This window comes from Acinetobacter endophylla (assembly GCF_053543775.1).
In genome coordinates, this window is record NZ_JBLVOM010000245.1 from 80,030 (window position 1) to 101,978 (window position 21,949).

Annotated in this window: 23 protein-coding genes and 2 tRNA genes; 14 read left to right on the forward strand and 11 right to left on the reverse strand. The window is 41.8% G+C overall.

Annotated elements, in window-relative coordinates:
- Positions 1 to 15: 15 nt before the first annotated feature.
- Both ACNPNW_RS11830 and ACNPNW_RS11835 read right to left on the reverse strand, forming a co-directional pair.
- Positions 16 to 648 carry a YqiJ family protein gene (locus ACNPNW_RS11830; protein WP_420937216.1) on the reverse strand — a complete coding sequence of 211 codons (633 nt, stop codon included), beginning with the start codon at positions 646 to 648 and terminating at the stop codon, positions 16 to 18.
- A gap of 304 nt (positions 649 to 952) precedes the next feature.
- Positions 953 to 1,495 carry a hypothetical protein gene (locus tag ACNPNW_RS11835; RefSeq protein WP_086044008.1) on the reverse strand — a complete coding sequence of 181 codons (543 nt, stop codon included), beginning with the start codon at positions 1,493 to 1,495 and terminating at the stop codon, positions 953 to 955.
- Between the two features lie 323 nt (positions 1,496 to 1,818).
- Here ACNPNW_RS11835 and cysD point away from each other — a divergent pair, with 323 nt between their 5' ends.
- From cysD to ACNPNW_RS11850, 3 genes are all read left to right on the forward strand, one after another.
- A complete protein-coding gene (gene cysD / locus ACNPNW_RS11840) occupies positions 1,819 to 2,733 on the forward strand; it encodes a sulfate adenylyltransferase subunit CysD (protein WP_004730252.1) in 915 nt (304 codons plus the stop codon).
- Positions 2,734 to 2,899: 166 nt separating this feature from the next.
- Complete coding sequence (cysN, locus tag ACNPNW_RS11845) at positions 2,900 to 4,516, forward strand: sulfate adenylyltransferase subunit CysN (RefSeq protein WP_004279461.1); 1,617 nt, start codon at positions 2,900 to 2,902, stop codon at positions 4,514 to 4,516.
- A 145-nt stretch (positions 4,517 to 4,661) separates the two neighbouring features.
- Positions 4,662 to 4,934: a hypothetical protein gene (locus tag ACNPNW_RS11850; RefSeq protein WP_004279462.1), complete on the forward strand. Its 273-nt coding sequence runs from the start codon at positions 4,662 to 4,664 to the stop codon at positions 4,932 to 4,934.
- A 69-nt stretch (positions 4,935 to 5,003) separates the two neighbouring features.
- Here ACNPNW_RS11850 and ACNPNW_RS11855 read toward each other — a convergent pair whose 3' ends face one another.
- Positions 5,004 to 5,348: a thioredoxin family protein gene (locus ACNPNW_RS11855; RefSeq protein WP_005107508.1), complete on the reverse strand. Its 345-nt coding sequence runs from the start codon at positions 5,346 to 5,348 to the stop codon at positions 5,004 to 5,006.
- A gap of 130 nt (positions 5,349 to 5,478) precedes the next feature.
- Between ACNPNW_RS11855 and ACNPNW_RS11860 the strand changes: the two genes are divergently transcribed.
- From ACNPNW_RS11860 to ACNPNW_RS11870, 3 genes are all read left to right on the forward strand, one after another.
- Positions 5,479 to 6,471, forward strand: coding sequence for an NAD(P)H-quinone oxidoreductase (locus ACNPNW_RS11860; RefSeq protein ID WP_420937215.1), 993 nt, complete (start codon positions 5,479 to 5,481; stop codon positions 6,469 to 6,471).
- A 215-nt stretch (positions 6,472 to 6,686) separates the two neighbouring features.
- Positions 6,687 to 6,890, forward strand: coding sequence for a hypothetical protein (locus ACNPNW_RS11865; protein WP_004646307.1), 204 nt, complete (start codon positions 6,687 to 6,689; stop codon positions 6,888 to 6,890).
- 154 nt (positions 6,891 to 7,044) lie between these two features.
- On the forward strand, positions 7,045 to 7,947 hold the full coding sequence (locus tag ACNPNW_RS11870) for a helix-turn-helix transcriptional regulator (protein WP_420937214.1): 903 nt from the start codon (positions 7,045 to 7,047) through the stop codon (positions 7,945 to 7,947).
- A 151-nt stretch (positions 7,948 to 8,098) separates the two neighbouring features.
- Here the strand turns inward: ACNPNW_RS11870 and ACNPNW_RS11875 are convergent.
- A tRNA-Leu gene (locus ACNPNW_RS11875) sits at positions 8,099 to 8,184 on the reverse strand.
- Positions 8,185 to 8,194: 10 nt separating this feature from the next.
- Positions 8,195 to 8,268 (reverse strand) — tRNA-Cys (locus ACNPNW_RS11880).
- Between the two features lie 153 nt (positions 8,269 to 8,421).
- Here ACNPNW_RS11880 and folD point away from each other — a divergent pair.
- Together folD and ACNPNW_RS11890 are read left to right on the forward strand one after the other, a co-directional pair.
- Complete coding sequence (folD, locus tag ACNPNW_RS11885) at positions 8,422 to 9,270, forward strand: bifunctional methylenetetrahydrofolate dehydrogenase/methenyltetrahydrofolate cyclohydrolase FolD (RefSeq protein ID WP_420937213.1); 849 nt, start codon at positions 8,422 to 8,424, stop codon at positions 9,268 to 9,270.
- A 154-nt stretch (positions 9,271 to 9,424) separates the two neighbouring features.
- Positions 9,425 to 10,093, forward strand: a complete 669-nt coding sequence (locus ACNPNW_RS11890) for a class I SAM-dependent methyltransferase (RefSeq protein WP_278356797.1) — start codon at positions 9,425 to 9,427, stop codon at positions 10,091 to 10,093.
- A 73-nt stretch (positions 10,094 to 10,166) separates the two neighbouring features.
- Here the strand turns inward: ACNPNW_RS11890 and ACNPNW_RS11895 are convergent, their stop codons facing one another.
- The gene (locus ACNPNW_RS11895) at positions 10,167 to 10,589 is read right to left on the reverse strand and encodes a hypothetical protein (protein WP_420937212.1); all 423 of its coding nucleotides are present in this window, start codon (positions 10,587 to 10,589) and stop codon (positions 10,167 to 10,169) included.
- 135 nt (positions 10,590 to 10,724) lie between these two features.
- A complete protein-coding gene (locus ACNPNW_RS11900; RefSeq protein ID WP_004279470.1) occupies positions 10,725 to 12,554 on the reverse strand; it encodes a phosphoenolpyruvate carboxykinase (GTP) in 1,830 nt (609 codons plus the stop codon).
- Positions 12,555 to 12,971: 417 nt separating this feature from the next.
- Between ACNPNW_RS11900 and ACNPNW_RS11905 the strand changes: the two genes are divergently transcribed.
- The 4 genes from ACNPNW_RS11905 to groL all read left to right on the forward strand — a co-directional run bounded on the left by ACNPNW_RS11905 (position 12,972) and on the right by groL (position 16,831).
- Positions 12,972 to 13,910 carry a diacylglycerol/lipid kinase family protein gene (locus ACNPNW_RS11905; RefSeq protein WP_420937211.1) on the forward strand — a complete coding sequence of 313 codons (939 nt, stop codon included), beginning with the start codon at positions 12,972 to 12,974 and terminating at the stop codon, positions 13,908 to 13,910.
- Entirely contained in the window at positions 13,891 to 14,667 is a 777-nt protein-coding gene (locus ACNPNW_RS11910; protein WP_420937210.1) for a metallophosphoesterase family protein, read from the forward strand. The genes ACNPNW_RS11905 and ACNPNW_RS11910 overlap by 20 nt, the downstream gene beginning before the upstream one ends.
- Before the next feature lie 168 nt (positions 14,668 to 14,835).
- A complete protein-coding gene (locus tag ACNPNW_RS11915) occupies positions 14,836 to 15,126 on the forward strand; it encodes a co-chaperone GroES (protein WP_004646315.1) in 291 nt (96 codons plus the stop codon).
- Between the two features lie 70 nt (positions 15,127 to 15,196).
- Entirely contained in the window at positions 15,197 to 16,831 is a 1,635-nt protein-coding gene (gene groL, locus ACNPNW_RS11920) for a chaperonin GroEL (protein ID WP_004279474.1), read from the forward strand.
- Between the two features lie 66 nt (positions 16,832 to 16,897).
- Here the strand turns inward: groL and ACNPNW_RS11925 are convergent, their stop codons facing one another.
- Positions 16,898 to 17,392, reverse strand: coding sequence for a copper resistance protein NlpE (locus ACNPNW_RS11925; RefSeq protein WP_004279475.1), 495 nt, complete (start codon positions 17,390 to 17,392; stop codon positions 16,898 to 16,900).
- A gap of 227 nt (positions 17,393 to 17,619) precedes the next feature.
- On the opposite strand from ACNPNW_RS11925, the gene ACNPNW_RS11930 reads away from it, so the two are divergent.
- Both ACNPNW_RS11930 and ACNPNW_RS11935 read left to right on the forward strand, forming a co-directional pair.
- Entirely contained in the window at positions 17,620 to 18,774 is a 1,155-nt protein-coding gene (locus ACNPNW_RS11930) for a LuxR C-terminal-related transcriptional regulator (RefSeq protein ID WP_420937209.1), read from the forward strand.
- 427 nt (positions 18,775 to 19,201) lie between these two features.
- Positions 19,202 to 19,750: a 1-acyl-sn-glycerol-3-phosphate acyltransferase gene (locus tag ACNPNW_RS11935; RefSeq protein ID WP_004730226.1), complete on the forward strand. Its 549-nt coding sequence runs from the start codon at positions 19,202 to 19,204 to the stop codon at positions 19,748 to 19,750.
- A gap of 71 nt (positions 19,751 to 19,821) precedes the next feature.
- Here ACNPNW_RS11935 and ACNPNW_RS11940 read toward each other — a convergent pair whose 3' ends face one another.
- From ACNPNW_RS11940 to ACNPNW_RS11950, 3 genes are all read right to left on the reverse strand, one after another.
- Complete coding sequence (locus tag ACNPNW_RS11940; RefSeq protein ID WP_420937208.1) at positions 19,822 to 20,148, reverse strand: hypothetical protein; 327 nt, start codon at positions 20,146 to 20,148, stop codon at positions 19,822 to 19,824.
- Positions 20,149 to 20,282: 134 nt separating this feature from the next.
- Positions 20,283 to 21,044, reverse strand: coding sequence for a 3-oxoacyl-ACP reductase (locus ACNPNW_RS11945; RefSeq protein WP_278357768.1), 762 nt, complete (start codon positions 21,042 to 21,044; stop codon positions 20,283 to 20,285).
- A gap of 98 nt (positions 21,045 to 21,142) precedes the next feature.
- Complete coding sequence (locus tag ACNPNW_RS11950) at positions 21,143 to 21,877, reverse strand: sulfite exporter TauE/SafE family protein (protein ID WP_004730222.1); 735 nt, start codon at positions 21,875 to 21,877, stop codon at positions 21,143 to 21,145.
- Positions 21,878 to 21,949: the final 72 nt, after the last annotated feature.

Below are 21,949 nucleotides of genomic sequence, written 5' to 3' on the forward strand. Positions count from 1 at the left end.
GCTAGCTAAATAAAATTAAAGTGCAATGGCTTGAAAGCCGTTCTTGGTTTTGTGGGTTAGAACTACATTCTGACCTTGATTTAAAATTTGATTGTTTTCTGGTTCAACTAGAACATAATGAGTCTGGCCATGTTGATCCCGGACTTTGGCTTGTGCGGGAGAATTCACTTTGGCATCTCCGAGAATAATGGTCGCGGTACGTCCGATGAGTTCATCACTATGAATCGCAGAGGTTTCATCTTGAGGCAGGAGCTTGCTGGCGGCCATGGCAAGAAAGCGCACCACAGGCATACACAGAAATAGGCAGGCTGGAGAAATCAGCCAGACGTTAAATAGTTGGCTGGTCAGGCGCTCAAATATTCCCTGAATCAATAAACCGCTTAACCCATAACTGGTCAGGAAAATAATCAGCCAGATAAATAAAGGCAGACGCCCCAGATATAACCAGTCAAATACTTTGCTAAAAACACCGGGAGACTGATCCGGGCTTATTTCCGGTTGCAGGGGATCTTCAGGTAAAAACTGTTCGAAGATATGCTGAGAGCCGCCGAGCAGCAATAGAATACATTCTAGAGCAGCAAACATCAGCATTAGGCTAAGGCTAATACTAAATACGATATTTGATGGATGCGTAAACAGTTCCCACATTTTTTTTATCTCTATAATTATGTTTTTAGGAAAAGTGTCTGAAAGTTTTTATTGATATAACGATAACAGTAATTGTTGATTTTGTATGCAAAAAAATAACAAAAAACCTTATAAACAAGGATTGAATATATTGATTATTTAATAATTATTGAACTATTAAAATTAATAATAAACTATAAGTTAACTGGATGTTTGAGCAAGTAATGTCATAACGGCAATAGGAATTTGGCATTCTGTCTAAGCTTGTCTGAGAGTTTGATAGAGATACATCGAACTGAGTATCTCTAAATTTTTTTGTTCAAGCCTAAAGCAGGGCAGTCTGAATCCGGACTTTCATATCTAAAGTCTGTTGCAGAATATAGTGTTGCATCCATTTAACCTGTTCACCCATAGGATTGACCTTGACTGCAGTATTCAGGAAATCGAGATCAGGCTGCTTAAAAAGCTGCTGTTGCAAGGTTTGCTCCAAAATCTGGCTGTTGGTCGTCAAAGGTAATGCCACCAGATAGAACGCTTTAGGATAATTATAAAAGGCATATAATAAGTTAAAGGCTTTTTGATCACCTTTGAGGTTGCCAGCACCGATTTCGTAAGCTGCGTTCTGGTTGCTATAAGTAACGCCGACTAGAAATTCCCAATGACCTTCTTGCAAACGCAGACCAAACTGTAATCCGATTTGATCCGCGGTCAGCTCGTGTTGCAGATAAATATTTAGAGGCTTGCCATCATCACTGAAGGGTTCTTGCAAGACTAAAATATGTTGCTGATGCTGATAAATATAACCGGCAAGCTGAGCCTGTTCCAGACGGGTTTTTACAGTGATGAGATCAAAAGCGCTATAGGGCATAAACGAAGTATATATAAAGGGGAGAATTGAACTTACTCTAGTAATTTTTCAACTATTTGAGAACCACTACTTTAGATTATTTTTCTAGGATTTTATTGGCTTAGCGACAGGTTAATATATACCTCTACCATACAATATCCTCGCTTGAATTGTGCAAATCATTGATTCATAAAAACTGATATTCATTATTGATGAATTTTTATATGAGCTTTTGATATATCAATATCATAAAACAAGCAATGGATAGGATAAGTAAATCATTATAATGAATATAAATTTTCAAAAGTGTCATAAGTACACGTTTTTCTAAGCTGGTGTTGTCCATGTCGTTAAATGAGGAAAGACTTACTCATCTCAAACAGCTTGAAGCTGAGAGTATTCATATCATCCGCGAAGTTGCTGCCGAGTTTGAAAATCCGGTCATGCTGTATTCGATTGGTAAAGATTCAGCGGTCATGCTGCATCTTGCGCTAAAAGCGTTTTACCCAGCAAAACTTCCATTTCCATTATTACATGTCGATACAGGCTGGAAGTTTAAAGACATGATCACTTTCCGGGACAATATGGCGAAAACCCATGGTTTCGATTTGATCGTGCATCAGAATAAAGAAGGGGTTGAGGCAGGTATTAACCCGTTCGACCACGGTAGTTCTAAATATACCGACATCATGAAAACTCAGGGCTTAAAACAGGCCCTGGATAAATACGGTTTTGATGCTGCTTTTGGTGGCGCGCGCCGTGATGAAGAAAAATCACGTGCCAAGGAACGTGTTTATTCATTCCGTGATTCGAAACATCGTTGGGATCCGAAAAACCAACGTCCAGAACTTTGGAATCTTTATAACGGTAAAGTGAACAAGGGCGAAAGTATTCGTGTATTCCCATTATCTAACTGGACTGAGCTGGATATCTGGCAATACATCTATTTAGAAAGTATTCCATTAGTACCACTTTATTTGGCTGCAGAACGTCCTGTGGTTGAACGTAGTGGCACACTTATTATGGTTGATGATGAACGTATGCCTTTAAAAGAAGGTGAAGTTCCACAAATGAAATCGGTACGTTTCCGTACGTTGGGTTGTTATCCATTAACAGGTGCTGTGGAATCTACAGCCAATACCTTGCCGGAAATTATTCAGGAAATGTTGCTGGCAACCAGTTCTGAGCGTCAAGGTCGTATGATTGACCATGATGAAGCAGGCTCGATGGAGAAGAAGAAGCAGGAAGGCTACTTCTAATTTAATCTCCCCCCCTTGCGCAGCAATGCTGCTCACCTCTTTAAAAAGAGGGGGAACTCCTAAATCAGAACGGAGATAAAGTCCCTCTTTATTAAAGAGGGATTTAGGGAGATTAAAAAAAGATTCAAAACAACCGATTTCTAAAGAATATGTGGAGCTTTGAGCGATGTCTCATCAATCTGATTTAATCAGCCAAGATATCTTGGGCTATCTGAAACAACATGAAAATAAAGACCTGTTGCGTTTCCTGACTTGCGGTAACGTGGACGATGGTAAATCGACGTTAATCGGTCGTCTGCTGTACGATTCAAAATTGATTTATGAAGATCAATTACAGGCTGTGACCCGTGACTCGAAAAAAGTCGGTACGACAGGTGATGCACCTGACTTGGCACTTCTGGTTGATGGTTTACAAGCGGAGCGTGAGCAAGGCATTACCATTGATGTGGCATATCGTTATTTCTCGACAGAAAAACGTAAATTCATCATCGCGGACACGCCGGGACACGAACAGTACACCCGTAACATGGCAACCGGTGCGTCGACGTGTGACCTTGCGATCATTTTGATTGATGCGCGTTATGGCGTGCAAACCCAGACGCGTCGTCATACCTTTATTGCGAGTTTGCTCGGGATCAAGAACATCATTGTTGCAATCAATAAGATGGACTTGGTGGAATTCTCTGAAACGCGTTTCAATGAAATCCAGGCTGAATATGCGGCATTCGTTGCACAATTGGGCGACCGTAAACCAAGCAATATCATCTTTACGCCTATTTCTGCATTGAATGGCGATAACGTGGTGAACAAGTCAGCCAATACGCCATGGTACACTGGTGAAACGCTGATGGGTACACTTGAATCGGTGGAAATTAACCGTAGTTCAGCGAAGCAGGATTTCCGTTTCCCTGTGCAATACGTGAACCGTCCAAACCTCGACTTCCGTGGTTTCTGCGGTACGATCGCACTTGGCGATATCAATGTTGGCGATACCGTAACAGCATTACCTTCTGGTAAATCATCGACTGTCAAAGAAATTGTCACTTTTGATGGCAATCTTGAGCATGCAGTTGCAGGTCAGGCAGTGACTTTAACGCTTAACGATGAAATTGATATTTCACGTGGTAACGTGTTAATTCGTGCGGATCAAGCTGTTCCAAATATTTCCCGTTCAGTTCAAGCGACTGTTGTGTGGATGGCAGATCAACCACTTGTACTGGGTAAGCTGTACAACATCAAGATTGGTACGCAAACCGTTCCGGCAAAAGTAACGGCAATTCATTACCGTACCAACGTTAACACATTGGAAAAAGTTCAGGTGGATAAACTTGAGCTAAATGCAATCGCCAATGTGACTGTTGAATTTGATGCACCAGTGGTCTTTGACCGTTATCAAGACAGCCGTTTCACCGGTTCGTTTATCTTCATCGATCGTTTGAATAACGTGACGATTGGTGCTGGTATGGTGGAAGAATCAGTTGAATGGTCTGCACACGATGAGCCTGTCACTGCAGAAGCACGTGCGGCACGTTTGGGTCAAAAACCTGCTGCGGTGACTGTATCTGGTAAAGCTTTGGAAAATGCTCAGGCGCTAGAAAGCTTGCTGATTCAGCAAGGGATCGTTGCTATTGCTAAAGCAGGTTTGAATGCGGAGCAGGTTGCACTGGTTCGTGAAACTGGTGTGGTTGTGATTACTGATGCTGCTGAAGGTACAGACACGACTTTAACCGTAGATACAGTTGAAGAACTTGCTGAGAAGATTGTGGAATTGGTTCGTCTATAAGACTGGACTGATTTGAAGAAACCCGCTGAAAAGCGGGTTTTTTATTGCCTAAATTTTGATTGCATGAAAATCATTCGATTAGTCAAAATGTGATCTTTCAATTTACTAGTCAATTAATACAATACTCCCTAGATTTGGGGAATATATGAAAAAATTAATATTGCTGGCTGGCTTGTGTGTGGCTTTTGGAGCTGAAGCCAAACAGAGCAGCCAAAGCGTTGAAGCAATCAAGCAAAAAATAATCCAGCAGTCGATTGAGAATTATCCGGGAAATTGTCCGTGTCCTTACAATACTGCAAGTAATGGTAGTCGTTGTGGTAAGCGTAGTGCTTATAATCGTGCAGGCGGATATGCGCCGCTGTGTTATCCGGAAGATGTGAGTGATCGAATGGTAAAGGAATATAAAGGGCGTAGTTAATTAAAGGCTCCGTATTTAGATAGTGAACTAAAAGAAATATTTTTGTTAGATTTGGCTTCACATGGGTAATTATTCATAAGAATCATTGAGGACTAAGGCCAGAATTGCTTTCATTTCGGTTAAACTTTTCACGCCTGCAATCCTTTTAATAATTTCTCCATTTCTAAAAATAAGCGTAGAAGGCAAACCATAGGCATTATAGCGCAAGGTTAAAATCGGAGACTGATCCACATTGATCTTGCCAAATTTAACTTCAGGATTTACCTCAGCATAGTATGTCGCCAGTTCGGCAAAGATCGGAAAATTCTGAACACAGGGCTTGCACCAGTCTGCATAAAAGCGAATCACGGCAAAACCTTCAAACCACTCAAAATCACTGTAATTGTTTTCGTTATATTCGATCACTTGGGTCATGGTTGGCCTATTATCAATTTCCTGAATAGTCCCCCGATTATACATAAGTCCGATGTAGCTTCATTCCTCATGCTAACTATGTTCAAATAAGTCCAAGATATATAAAATGCATAGATTAGGGAAAGAAATCATGTCGCAACAAACCATGCAGCAAGTCATTATTACAGAACCAGGTGGTGTCGATAAACTCGCTTATGAAACGGTGACTGTACCTGAACCTAAAGCAGATGAAGTTCTGGTGAAAGTTCATGCCTTTGGTATTAACCGTCCAGATATCCTGCAGCGTCAAGGCTTATATCCGATGCCGAAAGGGGTAACGCCAGTTCCTGGCCTGGAAGTGGCAGGTGAGGTGGTTGCGGTTGGTAGCGATGTGAGTCAGTTTAAAATCGGTGACAAGGTTTGTGGCCTGACCAATGGTGGCGGTTATGCTGAATATTGCGTCGTACCTGAAAGCCAGACCTTGAATATTCCTGAAGGTGTAAGTTTTGTACAGGCAGCGGCCATTCCTGAAACTTTCTTTACTGTATGGGCGAACGTGTTCCAGATGGGTAAGGCCAAAGCAGGAGAAACTGTACTGGTACATGGTGGAACGAGCGGGATTGGTACGACTGCTTTAATGTTGTGTAAACCACTCGGAATCAAAACTTTTGCAACTGTCGGTTCAGATGAAAAAGTTGCGGCTATTTCTGATTTAACCACGGCTATTAATTATAAAACTCAGGACTTTGAGCAAGTTATTAATGAAGCCACTGACAATGGTGGTGTCGATGTCATTTTAGATATGGTCGGTGCACCATATTTAGAGCGTAATTTGAATTTGTTGCGCCGTGATGGACGTCTGGTCTATATCGCTTTCTTGGGTGGTGCCAAGGCCAAAGAAGTCAAACTGGGTCAAATCATGATGAAACGTCTGACCATTACCGGTTCGACCATGCGTGCACGCAGCACGGCTGAAAAAGCGGAAATTGCACAAGGCCTGAAAGAGCAGATTGCACCATTGTGGGCAAAAGGCGAATGTCTCCCGATGATCTATAAAACGTTTAAGTTCGATCAGATTCAGGATGCTCATGCCACAATGGATACTGGAGAGCATGTGGGTAAAGTTGTAGTTGAAATTATTTAATACGAGATAAGTGATTCAAAAAAAGCCAGTAATTTTACTGGCTTTTTTTAATTTTAAGTAAAATATTATTACAAATAAATATATAAAATCTTGAATAAAAATTAAAAAATGTTAACCGTTCGACACAACCTGTCAATTATGACACGTAAATTGCATGTATAGATAATTCCGACCAAATGGTTAAACATTCACATGAATGTGAGAGGGAAAATAAGATGAAAATTATTTCAACAGCATATAGTTCAAAACATAGTTTAAGAGCATTACGACGTATTCATAAAATGATTATTCGCGGAACCATCAGTTGGGTAGAGTTACATAAAATGTATCGGGCGATGCTGCATCTGGAGCGTTATATAGAAAGATTAACAATACAAAATCGTCATTCAAGCAAGAAAGCATCCAGAAAATCCAAATAAGATCTTGTATTTTTAGGGTGAATAAAGGATCAAGATCTGATGCAAAAAAAATATCTTAGACTTTGTCCTAATATTATTCATTGATCGGCATTCAGTATAATCATTCAACATCTAGCGATAAATAAGTACATGAGAATGTATTAAGTGGGGATTTATGAAGCGCCCAGCTTCAACACATGAGCGTCTTGCAGAGCGTTTAGCCAGAATTTTGACCAAATTAAACGTCGGATATCAACTCCGGGCTGCAGAGCTAGCTGCAGAATTTCAGGTCAGCACCCGCACCATTGAGCGCGATTTTGATCGTCTAGGCTCTTACTTACCCTTACTTCAAGATGAACAGAAACGATATTATCTGGAACCCTCTTATTTAGGGCGGTTTAAATTGCAGGATATCCAGACTTTTGCCCAGCTTTCGGGGATCAGTGAGTTGTATCCGGCGTTGGATATGTCTTTTATGCGTGAACTGCTGGATGAGCGGGCAAATCAGGTATTTTCGGCAAAAGGCTATTATTTTGAAGATGCCAAACAGTTTGCCGAGCATTTCAAGCTGCTTGCAGGTGCAATCTATAAACGTCAGCAGGTTGAGTTGCAATATTCAGATCAATTGCGAATCATTAAGCCTTATCGCTTGATTCACCATCATGGTATCTGGTATCTGGTGGGCGTAGATCAGGACAAGTTGCGCACTTATCGCTTAAGTCAGGTGCAACAGCTCAAGCTGGTTTCTAAGGCGGAGAGCTTTGCGCATGATCCTGAAATACTGAAAATGCTGGCAGATGAAGACAGCATCTGGTTTGGGCAGCAAAAGCAGCAAGTCTTAATCAGGGTACAACCTGAAGTCACGGTCTTTTTTAAAGAGCGCCGTTTATTTCCAGAACAGCAGATCGAGCAGGAAGCCGAGACTGGAGAGTTAGTGATCAGTTGCCAGATTCGTCACGAAATGCAGTTGTTGCCTTTGGTGCGTTACTGGTTGCCCTATGTGAAAATTATTGAGCCGATTCATTTTCAGCAGAAACTGGAACAGGATTTGCAAGGATATTTACGTTCTGCTGGATGATATTGAGAAAGCAGAGCAGGAGGGCCTGATTAATGATGACACTTTAAATGGGAATTTAATTTACTTATTTTTTGACTAACTAAATTACAGACATAAAAAAACCAGCTTTCGCTGGGTTCTTTATTTGCACCATCTTTCTATAGTAGAAGAATGGTGCCCGAGGCCAGACTCGAACTGGCACGCTTTGTGGGCGGGGGATTTTAAATCCCCTGTGTCTACCGATTTCACCACTCGGGCTTTAACAAGATGGAGGCGGAGGTCGGAATCGAACCGGCGTCCACGGAGTTGCAGTCCGCTGCATGACCACTCTGCCACCCCGCCGCGTCTTGTTGATGCGTATATTAGCAAGCTCAGAAAAAAAAACAATAGTGTATTCATCTGTATGCGCATAAAAACATCATCTGGCGGAAAATATTTAAATTATTCATGTAGAATGTGCAAAATTGATTCATATCAACACTTGGGAGAAGTGCCGTGGCATTAGTTCTAGACGGTCGTGCATTGGCGAAGCAAATTGAAGCTGACTTGTTTACTCGCGTAGAAGCGCTGAAAGCAAAATCAGGTCGTACTCCAATTCTTGCGACGATTTTGGTAGGTGACGATGGTGCATCTGCAACTTATGTTCGCATGAAAGGCAATGCCTGCCGCCGTGTTGGTATGGATTCATTCAAAGTGGAACTTCCTAAAGAAACCACAACTGAAGAATTATTGGCTGAAATTGAAAAATTAAATGCAAATCCTGATGTGCACGGTATTCTGCTTCAGCACCCGGTTCCTGCGCAAATTGATGAGCGTGCCTGTTTCGATGCAATCTCGCTTGAAAAAGACGTAGATGGTGTCACTTGCCTGGGCTATGGTCGTATGGCAATGGGTGAGGCAGCCTATGGTTCAGCGACGCCTGCGGGTATTATGACTATCCTGAAAGAGAACAACATTGAAATCGCTGGTAAACATGCGGTAGTTGTAGGTCGTTCTGCAATTTTGGGTAAACCAATGGCTGCGATGCTGCTAGAAGCGAATGCAACCGTAACCATTTGCCATTCACGTACTCAAGATCTTGCAAGCTTTGTTAAGCAAGCAGATATCATTGTCGGTGCGGTAGGTAAAGCAGAATTAATTCAAAAAGACTGGATCAAACAAGGTGCAGTGGTTGTTGATGCTGGTTTCCATCCACGTGATGGCGGTGGTGTTGGTGATATCCAACTTGTTGGCATTGAAGAAATTGCTTCTGCTTACACACCAGTTCCGGGTGGTGTAGGTCCAATGACGATTACCACTTTAATCCGTCAAACGGTTGAAGCTGCTGAGAAAGCGCTAGGTTAATAAACAGACCTCTCCCTGACCCTCTCCTGAAAGGAGAGGGGGAAGTTCATTGTGAAAATAATGGATGCTCCTTCTCCCTGTGGGAGAAGGTTGGGATGAGGGTAATATCTAAAATATAAGAGTTCTTCTGACACATATAACGAATAAAAATCCAATGAGCTGTACTTTCCAATTCTCCAAAGCCCCAGAACATCTACTAGAAGCCTTGCATGATGTGATTCCATGCTGTGAGCTGCATGCACAGCAATTGCCGGATACACCAATTTCCCTGTGGCTGATTCCGCCAGTATTCCCAACAGATAAGCTGGATGATGAAGTCATCCGTCGCATCTGGAACGATACACCGTATTGGATCTTTTGCTGGGCCTCAGGCTTGGCGATGGCTCAATGGCTATTGGCAGAGCCGCATCATGTCAAAGATAAAGTTGTACTGGATTTTGGCGCAGGTTCAGGTGTAGTGGCGATTGCAGCGAAAATGGCAGGTGCAAAACGCGTTATTTGCTGTGACATCGATCAAGTGAGCTTAGATGCTTGTCGTGCCAATGCAGAGCTAAATGATGTCGAGCTTGAATATCTGGATGATCTGTATAAGGCAGAGCAGGTGGATATTCTGTTAGCCGCAGATGTGCTTTATGATCAGTGCAACCGTTTCTTCCTGGATGAGTTTTTAAAATTTGCACCTGAAGTCTGGGTTGCAGATAGTCGAGTAAAAAACTTTAGTCATCCTCAATATGAAAAACTGGATGAGCGTAGTGCTACGACCTGGCCGGATCTGGATGAATCACCAGAATTTCGTAATGTCAGTTTCTATAAAACACGTTAAAGTTGAAAAATCAAAAAGGGTGGTTAGCCCTTTTTGATTGTCTTGCTCTGATTAAGTAACTAAGTATCAGATATTAAGAACAAGTATAACGAATAACGCGCATGGTCGTTGGGCGGGCTTCTAAGGCTTCGCGTGCACCCGGGTTCTCGCTATTATGTAAATCAGGCGTATTGCTCAAGCTGATTTGCGTGCGGCTATTACCCAGTTGACGGCCATAGTTTTCCTGTTCCACAGTTGGATTAAAAATTTCATTGGTGCTTAAAATCTGGATATTGTAAGTTTTGGAATTTCCTAATACGTGTCTGCAGGCAGCTTGCAAGCGGTTTTCATCCTGGCTTGGTCGTCCTGAAAGGGTGTAGCTCAGGGTTGCTGTATTGCCTGAACGTTCCAGAATTTCATAGCCACTTTGTCCATTGAATTGATGGGGTGTGGTCTGACATGCACTCAGTACAAAACTGCTTGCAACCACAGCCAAAATTACTGTTGTTCTTTTCATATTTATAGTTCCTGAAGTCTTGGTTTAAGTATGCCATATTTTGCTTAAGCAGCTGCTCTAGTCAATTGTGATCAATTGTTTAAACAGTCAATAAAAAAGGCCGCTTACGCGACCTTTTTTAAATTAAATCAGCAATTAAGCAGATTTAACCGCAGCAATAAGTTCTGCTTGACGAGTTTTTAACGCTTCTGGTAAACGCTCACCTAGCTTGTCGAACAATTCAGTATGGCTTTCAAGCTCTTTGATCCATTGATCTTTGTCTTGAGAAGTTACTAGGTCAAACTGTTCTTTAGTGAAGTCAGAACCAGTCCAGTTCAGCTGTTCGTAAGTAGGAACTAGGCCGATTGGTGTTTCAACAGCATCAGCACGACCTTCACAACGGTCAATGATCCACTCAAGAACACGCATATTTTGACCGAAACCAGGCCATACGAAGTTGCCTTCAGCATCACGACGGAACCAGTTCACGTTGTAGATACCTGGAAGTTTGTTGCCAGCAGCAGCAGCTTTCGCACCCACTTGCTCACCCATTTCTAACCAGTGCGTGAAGTAATCTGCCATGTTGTAGCCCGCGAATGGAAGCATCGCGAACGGGTCACGACGAACAACACCTTGTTGACCAACAGCAGCAGCAGTTGTTTCAGAGCCCATCGTTGCAGCTTTGTAAACACCGTCAACCCAGTCAAATGCTTCTGAAATTAGAGGCACAGTGTCTGCACGGCGACCACCGAAGATGAACGCAGAAATTGGCACGCCAGCTGGATTTTCCCAGTCAGCGTCAATAGAAGGGCATTGACCAGCTGCAACTGTGAAACGAGCATTTGGATGCGCTGCTTTTTCTTCGCCAGTGTGTGGTTGACCTTTCCAGTTAGTCAGGTTGGCAGGCGCTTCTTTAGTCAGACCTTCCCACCATACTTCACCGTTGTCAGTCACAGCGACGTTTGTATAAATCACGTCTTTGTGCATGGTTGCCATACAGTTCGGGTTGGTCTTGGTGTTGGTACCAGGCGCTACACCGAAGAAGCCAGCTTCAGGGTTGATTGCATATAAGCGACCGTCTTCACCTGGTTTGATCCAGGCAATATCATCACCTACAGTTTCAATCTTCCAGCCTTCATAGCCTGCTGGTGGAATCAACATAGCGAAGTTTGTTTTACCACATGCAGATGGGAATGCAGCTGCGATGTAGTGTTTTTCGCCTTGTGGATTGGTCACGCCAAGGATCAGCATGTGTTCAGCTAACCAGCCTTGTTGACGACCCATAAATGATGCAATACGTAATGCCAGGCATTTTTTACCCAACAATGCGTTACCGCCATAACCAGAACCATAAGACCAGATCTCACGAGTTTCTGGGTAATGCACGATGTATTTTTCTTTGTTGCAAGGCCATGCAACATCTTTTTCGCCGTTCGCAAGCGGAGCACCTACAGTGTGTACGCAAGGAACGTATTCACCGTCAGTACCAAGAACGTCATAAACAGCTTTACCCATACGAGCCATTTTAGACATGCTTACTGCAACGTAAGGAGAGTCAGTTAACTCGATACCGATATGAGCGATATGAGAACCCAATGGACCCATTGAGAATGGAACCACATAAAGTGTACGACCTGCCATTGAACCGTCAAATAAACCGTTCAATTTTTCGCGCATGACAGCAGGTGCTTCCCAGTTGTTGGTCGCGCCAGCATCGTCTTTGTTTTCAGAACAGATGTAAGTACGATCTTCAACACGTGCTACGTCAGAAGGATCAGAATTTGCAAGATAAGAACCAGGATGAGTTTCTTGATTCAGCGCTTGCATTGTGCCGTTAGCGATCATCAAGTCGATATAACGTTGATATTCTTCTGCGCTACCGTCACACCATTCAATTTTTGCTGGTTTTGTTAATTTAGCAATCTCTTCCACCCAAGCAATAAGCTTAGGGTGACGAACGAATTCTGGTGCGTTCACTTGGGTCATGGTGAGGCCTATCTCAAATGTGTACAAATTAGATGTACAAAGTACAATCCGAGCAATAAAAAATATCGCCCAGATGAAATATGAAAAAAAGTGGCTGTATTAAAGCATAAAATGATAAAAAAAATAAGACCAAAGAAGTGCTAGATTTCTTTTGGAATATAATGCTATTTTATTTATAAATACAAGTAAAACAACAAGATAAAATTAAATATTTGAATTATTGATTCTATTTATTTAAATGATGAATGGTATTTATTTTAAAAATTAATATTAAAATCATTATCTTAATTTTATAAGATCTCTAATATTCATTATTGATTAAATAAATGGTTGCCATTTGAATTTTACATAAAGCCACTGTTAATTGTCTATGAATTGGACAAAATGCCAATAGGCTTCAATGAAATTGCGCGAAAAATGTCTAATCAATCTAAACCCTTATCGCTGATTTTTAATCACAAAGCTGGTTTTCGCATACAGGGGCCAGAAGGCATTTATGAACAGCTGATCGATATATTTTCAGCGCAGGGTTATCAAACTAAAGCTTATGAAATCAATGATTCACAGCAATTTGATAAAATTATGGTTGAGGTGCTTGAACAGCATTTGGCATCTAGCGAGTCAGGAATCATCGTTGCGGCAGGCGGAGATGGCACTTTAAATACAGTCGCCAAACATGTGTTGAATACGCAAATTCCTGTCGGTATTTTGCCTTTAGGGACTTTTAACTATGTGGCCAGATTATTGGGGATTCCGCTGGATTTGCTTGAAGCGGCAAAAGTGATTGCGACAGGACAGCCACAACGTATGAATGTTGCTCGTATCAATCAGGAAATTTATCTGAATAATGCCAGTTTAGGTCTATATCCTTTATTTATTAAAAAACGTGAAGACTATAATCGTATTTTTGGTCGCTTACCGCTACATGCCTATACTTCTGCACTGGATGTTTTAATTCGCGACCGTAAAGAATTAAAACTAAAAATCTGGGTGGATCAAAAGAAATATCCGGTAAAAACACCACTGATTTTTTTTGGCAATAATCCCTTGCAACTGGCGGATATGAAAATGCGCATTGCAGAAGCGGCTGAAAAAGGCAAAGTGGCGGGAGTTGTAGTTTCTAAAAGTGATAAGCTTACTTTATTTAAGCTAGTGTATCAGCTGATTCGTGGCAAGATTGACCAGGCATCGGATGTTTATAGTTTTGCAGCCGATCAAGTTCGAATCGAATCCCGAGCCAAGAAACTGATGGTAGCGATTGATGGGGAAATTGTGGAAATGGCCCCGCCACTCAATATTTCTGTATTAAAAGATAGCCTAAACGTAATGGTGCCACATGATCCTGCATCTATCTGATCTGCATTTTGGAACAGAGAAGCCGGAGTGTTTAGAAGCGATTCGGCATTTCTGTCAGACCCATCCACTTGAAGCCGTCGTCATCAGTGGTGACCTGACTCAGCGCGCACGTTTGGGTCAATTCTTTGCCTGCAAAAAATTTTTAGATCAGCTCAATACGCCTTATATGGTGATCCCGGGGAATCATGATATTCCGCTCTATCATTTGTGGAATCGGCTTTTCAATCCATTTACCCGTTACCAGATTTTTTTTGGTGAATTGGAGCCAATATTTGAAACTGAAAATTTTTATCTGATTGGGGTGAATTCGATCCGACGTCGATATCATACCAAAGGGCATTTATCCCTTGAGCAGATTCAGCGTATTGACCTGACGCTGGCGCAGGCGCCTGCTTCCAAATTAAAAATCATTGTCAGCCATCAGCCTTTTTATGTGCCTTTTCAAAATAAGCGCGGTTTCAAGGACAGCCCATTGATGGCCAAAATTGCTTTAGAGGCCTGGGCAGAGCATGGTCTGTTTGGGGTGTTGCATGGGCATCTGCATCAACCGGCGATTTATGATTTGAATCAGATGTTCGGATTGGGGATGGATCATCCTGTATATGATGTACATGCAGGGACTTCTGCGTCAAATCGTCTACATAAAGATGAACCGAACAGCTTTAATCTGATTGATGCCACAGGAAAAATTTCTCAATATTTATTCGATGAAGTGGCACAAGCCTTTATGTTGAAGGCTGATCTGCCGAATAAATAGACGAAAACCTATGATTCGTTAAAAAAAACCAATTTTTTTTCATTTTTGCCCTTGAAGCGTTTTATTCCATCTCCATAAAAGTGACATCAAAAATTTTTGATGATGACCCATGGAATAATTAAGTCGTCATCAGTGACCTAAAAAAGACTTAGTCTGATGGAGTTATTTATGAGCAACATTCGTCCATTACATGACCGCGTTGTTATTCGTCGTGTTGAAGAAGAAACTAAAACAGCTGGGGGCATTTTACTTCCAGGTTCGGCTGCTGAAAAACCTGCTCAAGGTGAAATCATTGCAGTTGGTAATGGTCAAATCACTGACAATGGCGTACGCGCGTTAGACGTAAAAGTTGGCGACAAAGTATTGTTCGGTACTTATGCAGGCACTACTGTAAAAGTAAACGGCGAAGAGCTTTTAATCATGAAAGAATCTGACATTTTAGCGGTATTAGAAGCTTAATCTGCGCTAAAAAAGTTTTATTCATTCCAAATCAGATTTTGTAAAGATACAACAATATTCGGAGTCAAATATGTCAGCTAAAGACGTAAAATTTGGTGATTCAGCTCGTTCAAAAATGATTGCTGGTGTAAACACCCTTGCAGATGCAGTAAAGGTTACTTTGGGTCCTAAGGGCCGTAACGTTGTTATCGACCGTTCTTTTGGTGCACCGCACATCACTAAAGATGGTGTCACTGTTGCCAAAGAAATTACGCTGAAAGACAAGTTCGAGAACATGGGTGCTCAACTGGTTCGTGAAGTTTCTTCAAAAACCAATGACATCGCAGGTGATGGTACAACGACTGCAACTGTATTGGCACAAGCAATTTTGAATGAAGGCATCAAGTCAGTAACAGCGGGTATGAACCCAATGGACTTGAAACGCGGTATCGATATTGCGGTACGTTCTGTTGTTGAGAATATCAAGGCAACTGCAAAACCAGCATCAGACTCTAAAGCGATTGAGCAAGTAGGTTCGATTTCTGCTAACTCTGACACGACTGTAGGTCAGCTGATTGCGCAAGCAATGGAAAAAGTGGGCAAAGAAGGCGTAATCACGGTTGAAGAAGGTTCAGGCTTCGAAGATTCGCTTGACGTAGTTGAAGGTATGCAGTTTGACCGCGGTTATATTTCTCCGTACTTCGCGAACAAGCAAGATACTTTAACAGCTGAACTTGAAAATCCATTCATTCTTCTTGTTGATAAAAAAATCAGCAATATTCGTGAGTTGATTACAGTACTTGAAGCTGTTGCTAAAACTGGCAAACCGCTTTTAATCATTTCTGAAGATGTTGAAGGCGAAGCGCTTGCGACACTTGTTGTCAACAACATGCGCGGTATTATCAAAGTATGTGCGGTGAAAGCACCTGGTTTTGGTGATCGTCGTAAAGCTATGCTTCAAGACATCGCGATCTTGACTGGCGGTACTGTGATTTCTGAAGAAATCGGCATGCAGCTGGATCAAACGACGCTTGATCACTTGGGTACAGCACATAAAGTAACTGTATCTAAAGAAAATACTGTAATTGTAGATGGTGCTGGTAATGCTGGCCAAATCGCTGACCGTGTACAGCAAATCCGTGCACAGATCGAAGAATCTACTTCAGAATATGACAAAGAAAAACTTCAAGAGCGTGTAGCGAAACTTGCTGGCGGTGTTGCTGTCATCAAAATCGGTGCTGCAACTGAAGTTGCAATGAAAGAGAAAAAAGACCGTGTAGATGACGCGCTTCATGCGACTCGCGCTGCGGTTGAAGAAGGTGTCGTTGCGGGTGGTGGTGTTGCACTAGTACGTGCTGCATCTGCACTTGAAGGCGTAACAGGCGCGAATGATGACCAAAACGTAGGTATCAACATTCTTCGTCGTGCGATTGAAGCACCGCTTCGTCAAATCGTATCTAACGCAGGTGATGAGCCTTCTGTAGTGATCAACGCTGTGAAGAATGGCGAAGGTAACTTCGGTTATAACGCTGCAACTGGCGAATATGGCGATATGCTGGAAATGGGTATTCTTGACCCTGCTAAAGTAACGCGTTCTGCACTTGAGCACGCCGCTTCTGTTGCTGGCTTGATGCTGACCACTGAATGCATGATCACTGAAATCCCAGAAGACAAACCTGCAATGCCTGATATGGGTGGCATGGGTGGTATGGGCGGCATGATGTAATTCATCATCCGAGCATTTCATAAAAAATCCCCGCAATAGCGGGGATTTTTTTATGCGTTTACAAAATTATGATGCGGACTTTTTAACTAATTTATAATTTAAATTACTGTCGATTTTTTTACCTGATTTCATCTCGCGTGCTTCAACAAAATTTTCACCAACAAAGAATTTACGGTTTTCAGCTTTGTTATCTAATGTGATGATTGAAGGATCTTGAGGGTCAAAACTGAAACTACCTTTAGTTTCCGTCTCATTATTTCCAGCTTTACCTAAATATTCCTCATTTAGCTCATAGGTTTTATCCGGATTGAGATCTAACTCGACCTTAATCCCTTCACAGTCAGCACAAGGAAAAACACCTTCGTATTCACCTGCCCAATCTAGCGAAGTTTCTGCGCTATCAGCACGGTTCACACTAGTATCCGCGTTATTTTGCTCCATCATGGCTGGGCTGGGTTGAGCATTATTACTCATCGGCTCATTATCATTGGGCTTTGAACAGGCGGTTAAAGCTCCTGCAAGAACGACTGCTATCGCAGCAGTAAGCGTTAATTTTTTCATTGTTTTAACCCTATTAAATTATTTGTTATGAATTACATTAAAAGTAGTCAGTACAGATAAATAGGGCAATCTTGTTAAAGTTTGATTCATTAGGTGAATGAGGCCAGAGTTATTGATAAGTGAGCAGGATTTAAGAATTTTTAGCCAAGTTTAAAGTCACTTTATGCTGTTTCGTTAACCAATTCTGAACGCTATGATTAGAAAATAATGATAATGCGGAGGGGATAATGAAATTAGAACAAGAAAATAATCTGATTGCAAAAATTTATGATGCTGCTGTATTGCCATCTTTGTGGCTGGACGTGATCAAAGATATCGTGAGCTATACTAAAAGTAAGAGTGCAATTTTTACCGGTCTGGATCAGCTTAATCCAGGCTATGATTTTGTCTATACGCACAATATCCCGAATGAAAGTTTGGCCGCTTATCAAGATGAGCGTATCAGAGTGATTGATATGAAACTGCATATGCCATTATGGAATGCGATCGAGATGGGCGATGCATTGAGTCATAACTGTCAGCACTATGCAGAACAGCCGGGTACGGATCATTATGTTTTCTATGAGAAGTGTTTAAAGCCTGGTGGTGTATCTTATCTGGCGGGCGTATTGCTGGATCGGGGAAATTATCGTTGGGCAGTACTGGGTATTCATCGTGCACCTGAAGTACAGCCTTTTGAACAGCCTGAGCTGGATTTTCTAAGACGTATCAGTATCCATTTACGCCGGGCTTTGCAAATTCACCGGCAAATCAACTTGATTCAACAAGATAATTTAAGCTTGTATACCGTATTGGATAGTTTAAAAACCGGGATTGTACTGCTCGATCAAAACCTGTGTTTAAGTTATTCCAATCCTGTTGCGCAAAAGATGCTTGATCAAAGTTCATGTCTGGATCTGGATATACATAACCGTCTAAAAACCAATTATAGTCAGCAGATACGTTTTGATCAGCTTCTGGAAAGTGCTTTGCTGGAAGATACGACCATTCAAACTGAAGTGGGTGGAGTCCTGGCGTTGAGTGATGGGGCAGGCTCGCAATTCATGCTGACGGTAGTGCCCTTTAAGAAATTAAGAAATATGCAACATTTACAGTCTGCTCAGCATCAGATTGCATTATTTATGACGGATAAAAACCAGCATTATTCCCTGTCAAGAACTTACCTACAACAGTGTTACCAACTTTCCAAACGAGAGTTTGATTTATGTGAGTTGTTAATTAATGGTTATAAAATAGAAGATATTGCAGAACAGTGTGGCATTACGCTGAGTTCGGTACGGACGTATTTTAAAAATATTTATGAAAAAACCCAATGTTGTTCGCAAATCGAACTGATGCATTTATTGATGGGCTGTACCATTCAATTTGAACATATTGATTAAAATGATCCGGTTTAAAGTGAAAATTTAAGATAGTTTCTCCAAATCAATTGACCCGTTCTCAGTTAGACGGGGTTTTGGAGTTTAAGCTAAAGGCAAGAAGGTTATGAGAATATTAATGTCCGTAATCAATTTTCGGCAAGTCTATATTGGGCACATTTAGAGTCCGAATATTCTCATCTTTTGCTTCACCTCAAATAATTAAGACAATAAAGCCATTTGATGGTTTATTTATCAGTGTAATTAAAATATGGGAACTGAAAATTAACTTTTCATTTGAAAAATATAATTATACAAATATAGATTAATTGTTTATTTATTGATCGCTGGCCACTATCTATATTTGTCGAGGTTGCTAAAATTCGCGCAATTTTGAATAGAATTGGTGCGTGACGTGTTTGAGAAGTTGGCAGAACAAAGCCTGAACCTGATGGGTTGGGAAATTGATAACCATTGGCCCCTAGATTTAGACCAATGTGTCATGATTGCTGCTCCTCATACCAGTAATTGGGATGCACTGTATGCGCGATTGGCCTTAAAAGCATTAGGCGTGAATGTTCGCTTAACCATTAAAGACAGTTACATGAAATTGCCATTTGGGCCTTTTGTGCGTGCTATGGGCGGTATCGGGATTGATCGCCGTCCTAAACAGCCGGGTGAGCCTCGTCCGAGTATGGTTCAGGTGATGACGGAATTATTCAAGACCCATCCTAAACTGGTCATGCTAGTCACGCCAGAAGCGACTCGTGCCAAACAGGAACAGTGGAAGACAGGTTTTTACCATGTGGCGATCAATGCAGGTGTGCCGATTGCATTGGCTTATATGGACTATGAAAAGAAGAAAACTGGCGTAGGTAAAATTGTTTATCCGACAGGGGATTATGAAAAAGACATGGCAGAAATCATGGCATTTTATGCAGAGATTCAGCCAAAATTCCCTGAATGCTTCAGCGTAGATCAGCGCTATTATCAGAATTAAAATTGAGTTGAAAAAAAGCAGGAAAATTCTCCTGCTTTTTTATTGCCTAATCATCATGAAGATTGACAGACTTAAGATGCATTTTCAGAAGCGGGTAAAATTCCACCCAGATTTTGGCAGGCATCTTTATAAAGATCATATTGTTGCTCCACCACTTCATGCAGTGGCAGGTCAAACAGCTCTTCACTTTGATGATACTGTTTGATATAAGACTCGACTTTGGATTTGCTGCTATACAACATCTGCTGATAATAGTCGGTCATACTGCTATGTGGCATTTGGGCGGTATCTACCTTGGCACAATGGAAATTTTGCAGTAATTGTTCTGATTTTTTCAAATCGCTGGACATACAACCTGCCAGTAGCAAGGTACTGAGCAATGTCGTGATAAATTTCATGGAAAGTAGACTAAAGGCTTTATGGGAGCGCACTATTGTAGAAGTAAAACCCGGTCACAAAACCTTTTTAATCTACCAAATGGTTAAAAAATAGAACAACAGAATTTGAAAATTCAAGTCCATTCTCTAAACATTTAACCTTTGACCAAGCCACCATCTACAATCAGGTTTTGTCCTGTGACGGCACGTGAATAAGGTGACAAAAACATCAGGATTGCAGCAGCAAATTCTTCTGGTGTAATTACGCGGCGTAAAGGCGTCGATTGAGCAATCAGGTCAAAGACAATGTCAGGTGTGGCCTTACTGGCATCCGTGGTTTGTAACAGGCCACCAGAGAGCATATTCACATTGATGCCATATTGTCCCAAGTCCTGCGCCGTGGTGCGGGTAAAGGCCAATAATGCAGCTTTGGCGGTGGTATAGTCATGATAAGGAACCACCGGATTTTGCACCAGGTTTGTACCAATATTCACGATCCGGCCAAACCCTGCCTGTTTCATATCATCCAGTGCGGCTTGTGTAGTATTTAAGGCAGCCTGTACTGCACCGCTAAATTGCCGTTGCAACATATCCCAAGTCAGCGTTTCTACTTTAGGGCGTGCATCACCATTAAATTCAAATTGAATCAGTGCGTTATTGATTACAGCATGAATCGCTTCCCCGAAATGGGTTTTAGCTGCGGCAAATAAAGCGCGGACCTGATCAGTTTGAGTGACATCTGCCTGATAAATAAATACCTGTTCAGGATACTGCTGGGCCAGCTGTTCAGCTTGCTGCTGACTGCTATGATAATTGACGACCGCGCGCGCGCCCTCAGCCAGTAAAGCCTGAGTAATGGCTAAACCCAAACCACGTGCACCACCAGTAACAAGAACAATCTGATCACGAATCTGCATAATGATGATCTATATTTACAAAGATTGGCCTTAACATAGCAGTTATTTCACCGGATTCAAGCTTTAGCGGGGAAGACAGACTCGGCTTGATCTTGTGTTTAAATGAATTGGGACGCTAATAGAAAACAGCCTGCACTAAAGAGTAAACTTAAGATCATGCGTTTGAACAGTAATTCCGAAATTTTATAAAATAGTTTTGCGCCTAAAATTGCCGGAATACTCACAAAAACAATCAGCAAGGCCATATAGGGTAAATGGCTTTGATTGATCAGGCCTTGCCATACATAAGTACCCAGCGTGAAAAGCTGAATTGCAAAATTAAAGTGCCGTAAAATATAGCGCTGCTGGGTTTTGGGTAATTGTTTTAACATCACCCAGGCCGAAGGAATGGCACCGCAAAAACCGCCCAGTCCTCCTAAAATTCCGCCAATAAAACCGATGCAGCTATCAGTCAATTTTCCTGAATGCTGAATTGTTTTGAATTGCGGATTGAATAGCATCACCGGACACCACAGTACCAGAAAAAATCCCAAGATCATCTTAAAGGTATCTGCTTGAATGATCTGCAACAGATAAGTACCCAGCGGCACGCCAATCAGACCAGCAATCAGATAAGGCAGCACCAACTGCCTGGATAAAACTAGCTGCTTTTTTTCCTGACTGAGTGAAATCACATGACTCCAGATCGAGGCAAATACCAGCAAGGGCGCGGCCAGTTGCGGAGGCAGCACCCAGACCCAGAAAGACATGGCGATCAGGGCAAAGGCAAAGCCGGTCAGCCCCTGGACAAAACCTGCGACCATTGCACCAAGAATAAATAACAGCCAAGTCATAAGGATCAGGTCATAAGCAAAGGCAGCAGTATTCTCAAGATTTAAACAAAAGCCAAGCTTCCATTTAGCTGG

Bases quoted from the DNA above. Each gene is read 5' to 3' on its own strand.
- ACNPNW_RS11830 (WP_420937216.1), bottom strand. From the start codon at position 648: ATGTGGGAACTGTTTACGCATCCATCAAATATCGTATTTAGTATTAGC.
- ACNPNW_RS11835 (WP_086044008.1), bottom strand. From the start codon at position 1,495: ATGCCCTATAGCGCTTTTGATCTCATCACTGTAAAAACCCGTCTGGAA.
- cysD (WP_004730252.1), top strand. From the start codon at position 1,819: ATGTCGTTAAATGAGGAAAGACTTACTCATCTCAAACAGCTTGAAGCT.
- cysN (WP_004279461.1), top strand. From the start codon at position 2,900: ATGTCTCATCAATCTGATTTAATCAGCCAAGATATCTTGGGCTATCTG.
- ACNPNW_RS11850 (WP_004279462.1), top strand. From the start codon at position 4,662: ATGAAAAAATTAATATTGCTGGCTGGCTTGTGTGTGGCTTTTGGAGCT.
- ACNPNW_RS11855 (WP_005107508.1), bottom strand. From the start codon at position 5,348: ATGACCCAAGTGATCGAATATAACGAAAACAATTACAGTGATTTTGAG.
- ACNPNW_RS11860 (WP_420937215.1), top strand. From the start codon at position 5,479: ATGTCGCAACAAACCATGCAGCAAGTCATTATTACAGAACCAGGTGGT.
- ACNPNW_RS11865 (WP_004646307.1), top strand. From the start codon at position 6,687: ATGAAAATTATTTCAACAGCATATAGTTCAAAACATAGTTTAAGAGCA.
- ACNPNW_RS11870 (WP_420937214.1), top strand. From the start codon at position 7,045: ATGAAGCGCCCAGCTTCAACACATGAGCGTCTTGCAGAGCGTTTAGCC.
- ACNPNW_RS11890 (WP_278356797.1), top strand. From the start codon at position 9,425: ATGAGCTGTACTTTCCAATTCTCCAAAGCCCCAGAACATCTACTAGAA.
- ACNPNW_RS11895 (WP_420937212.1), bottom strand. From the start codon at position 10,589: ATGAAAAGAACAACAGTAATTTTGGCTGTGGTTGCAAGCAGTTTTGTA.
- ACNPNW_RS11900 (WP_004279470.1), bottom strand. From the start codon at position 12,554: ATGACCCAAGTGAACGCACCAGAATTCGTTCGTCACCCTAAGCTTATT.
- ACNPNW_RS11905 (WP_420937211.1), top strand. From the start codon at position 12,972: ATGTCTAATCAATCTAAACCCTTATCGCTGATTTTTAATCACAAAGCT.
- ACNPNW_RS11910 (WP_420937210.1), top strand. From the start codon at position 13,891: ATGATCCTGCATCTATCTGATCTGCATTTTGGAACAGAGAAGCCGGAG.
- ACNPNW_RS11915 (WP_004646315.1), top strand. From the start codon at position 14,836: ATGAGCAACATTCGTCCATTACATGACCGCGTTGTTATTCGTCGTGTT.
- groL (WP_004279474.1), top strand. From the start codon at position 15,197: ATGTCAGCTAAAGACGTAAAATTTGGTGATTCAGCTCGTTCAAAAATG.
- ACNPNW_RS11925 (WP_004279475.1), bottom strand. From the start codon at position 17,392: ATGAAAAAATTAACGCTTACTGCTGCGATAGCAGTCGTTCTTGCAGGA.
- ACNPNW_RS11930 (WP_420937209.1), top strand. From the start codon at position 17,620: ATGAAATTAGAACAAGAAAATAATCTGATTGCAAAAATTTATGATGCT.
- ACNPNW_RS11935 (WP_004730226.1), top strand. From the start codon at position 19,202: ATGGGTTGGGAAATTGATAACCATTGGCCCCTAGATTTAGACCAATGT.
- ACNPNW_RS11940 (WP_420937208.1), bottom strand. From the start codon at position 20,148: ATGAAATTTATCACGACATTGCTCAGTACCTTGCTACTGGCAGGTTGT.
- ACNPNW_RS11945 (WP_278357768.1), bottom strand. From the start codon at position 21,044: ATGCAGATTCGTGATCAGATTGTTCTTGTTACTGGTGGTGCACGTGGT.
- ACNPNW_RS11950 (WP_004730222.1), bottom strand. From the start codon at position 21,877: ATGACTTGGCTGTTATTTATTCTTGGTGCAATGGTCGCAGGTTTTGTC.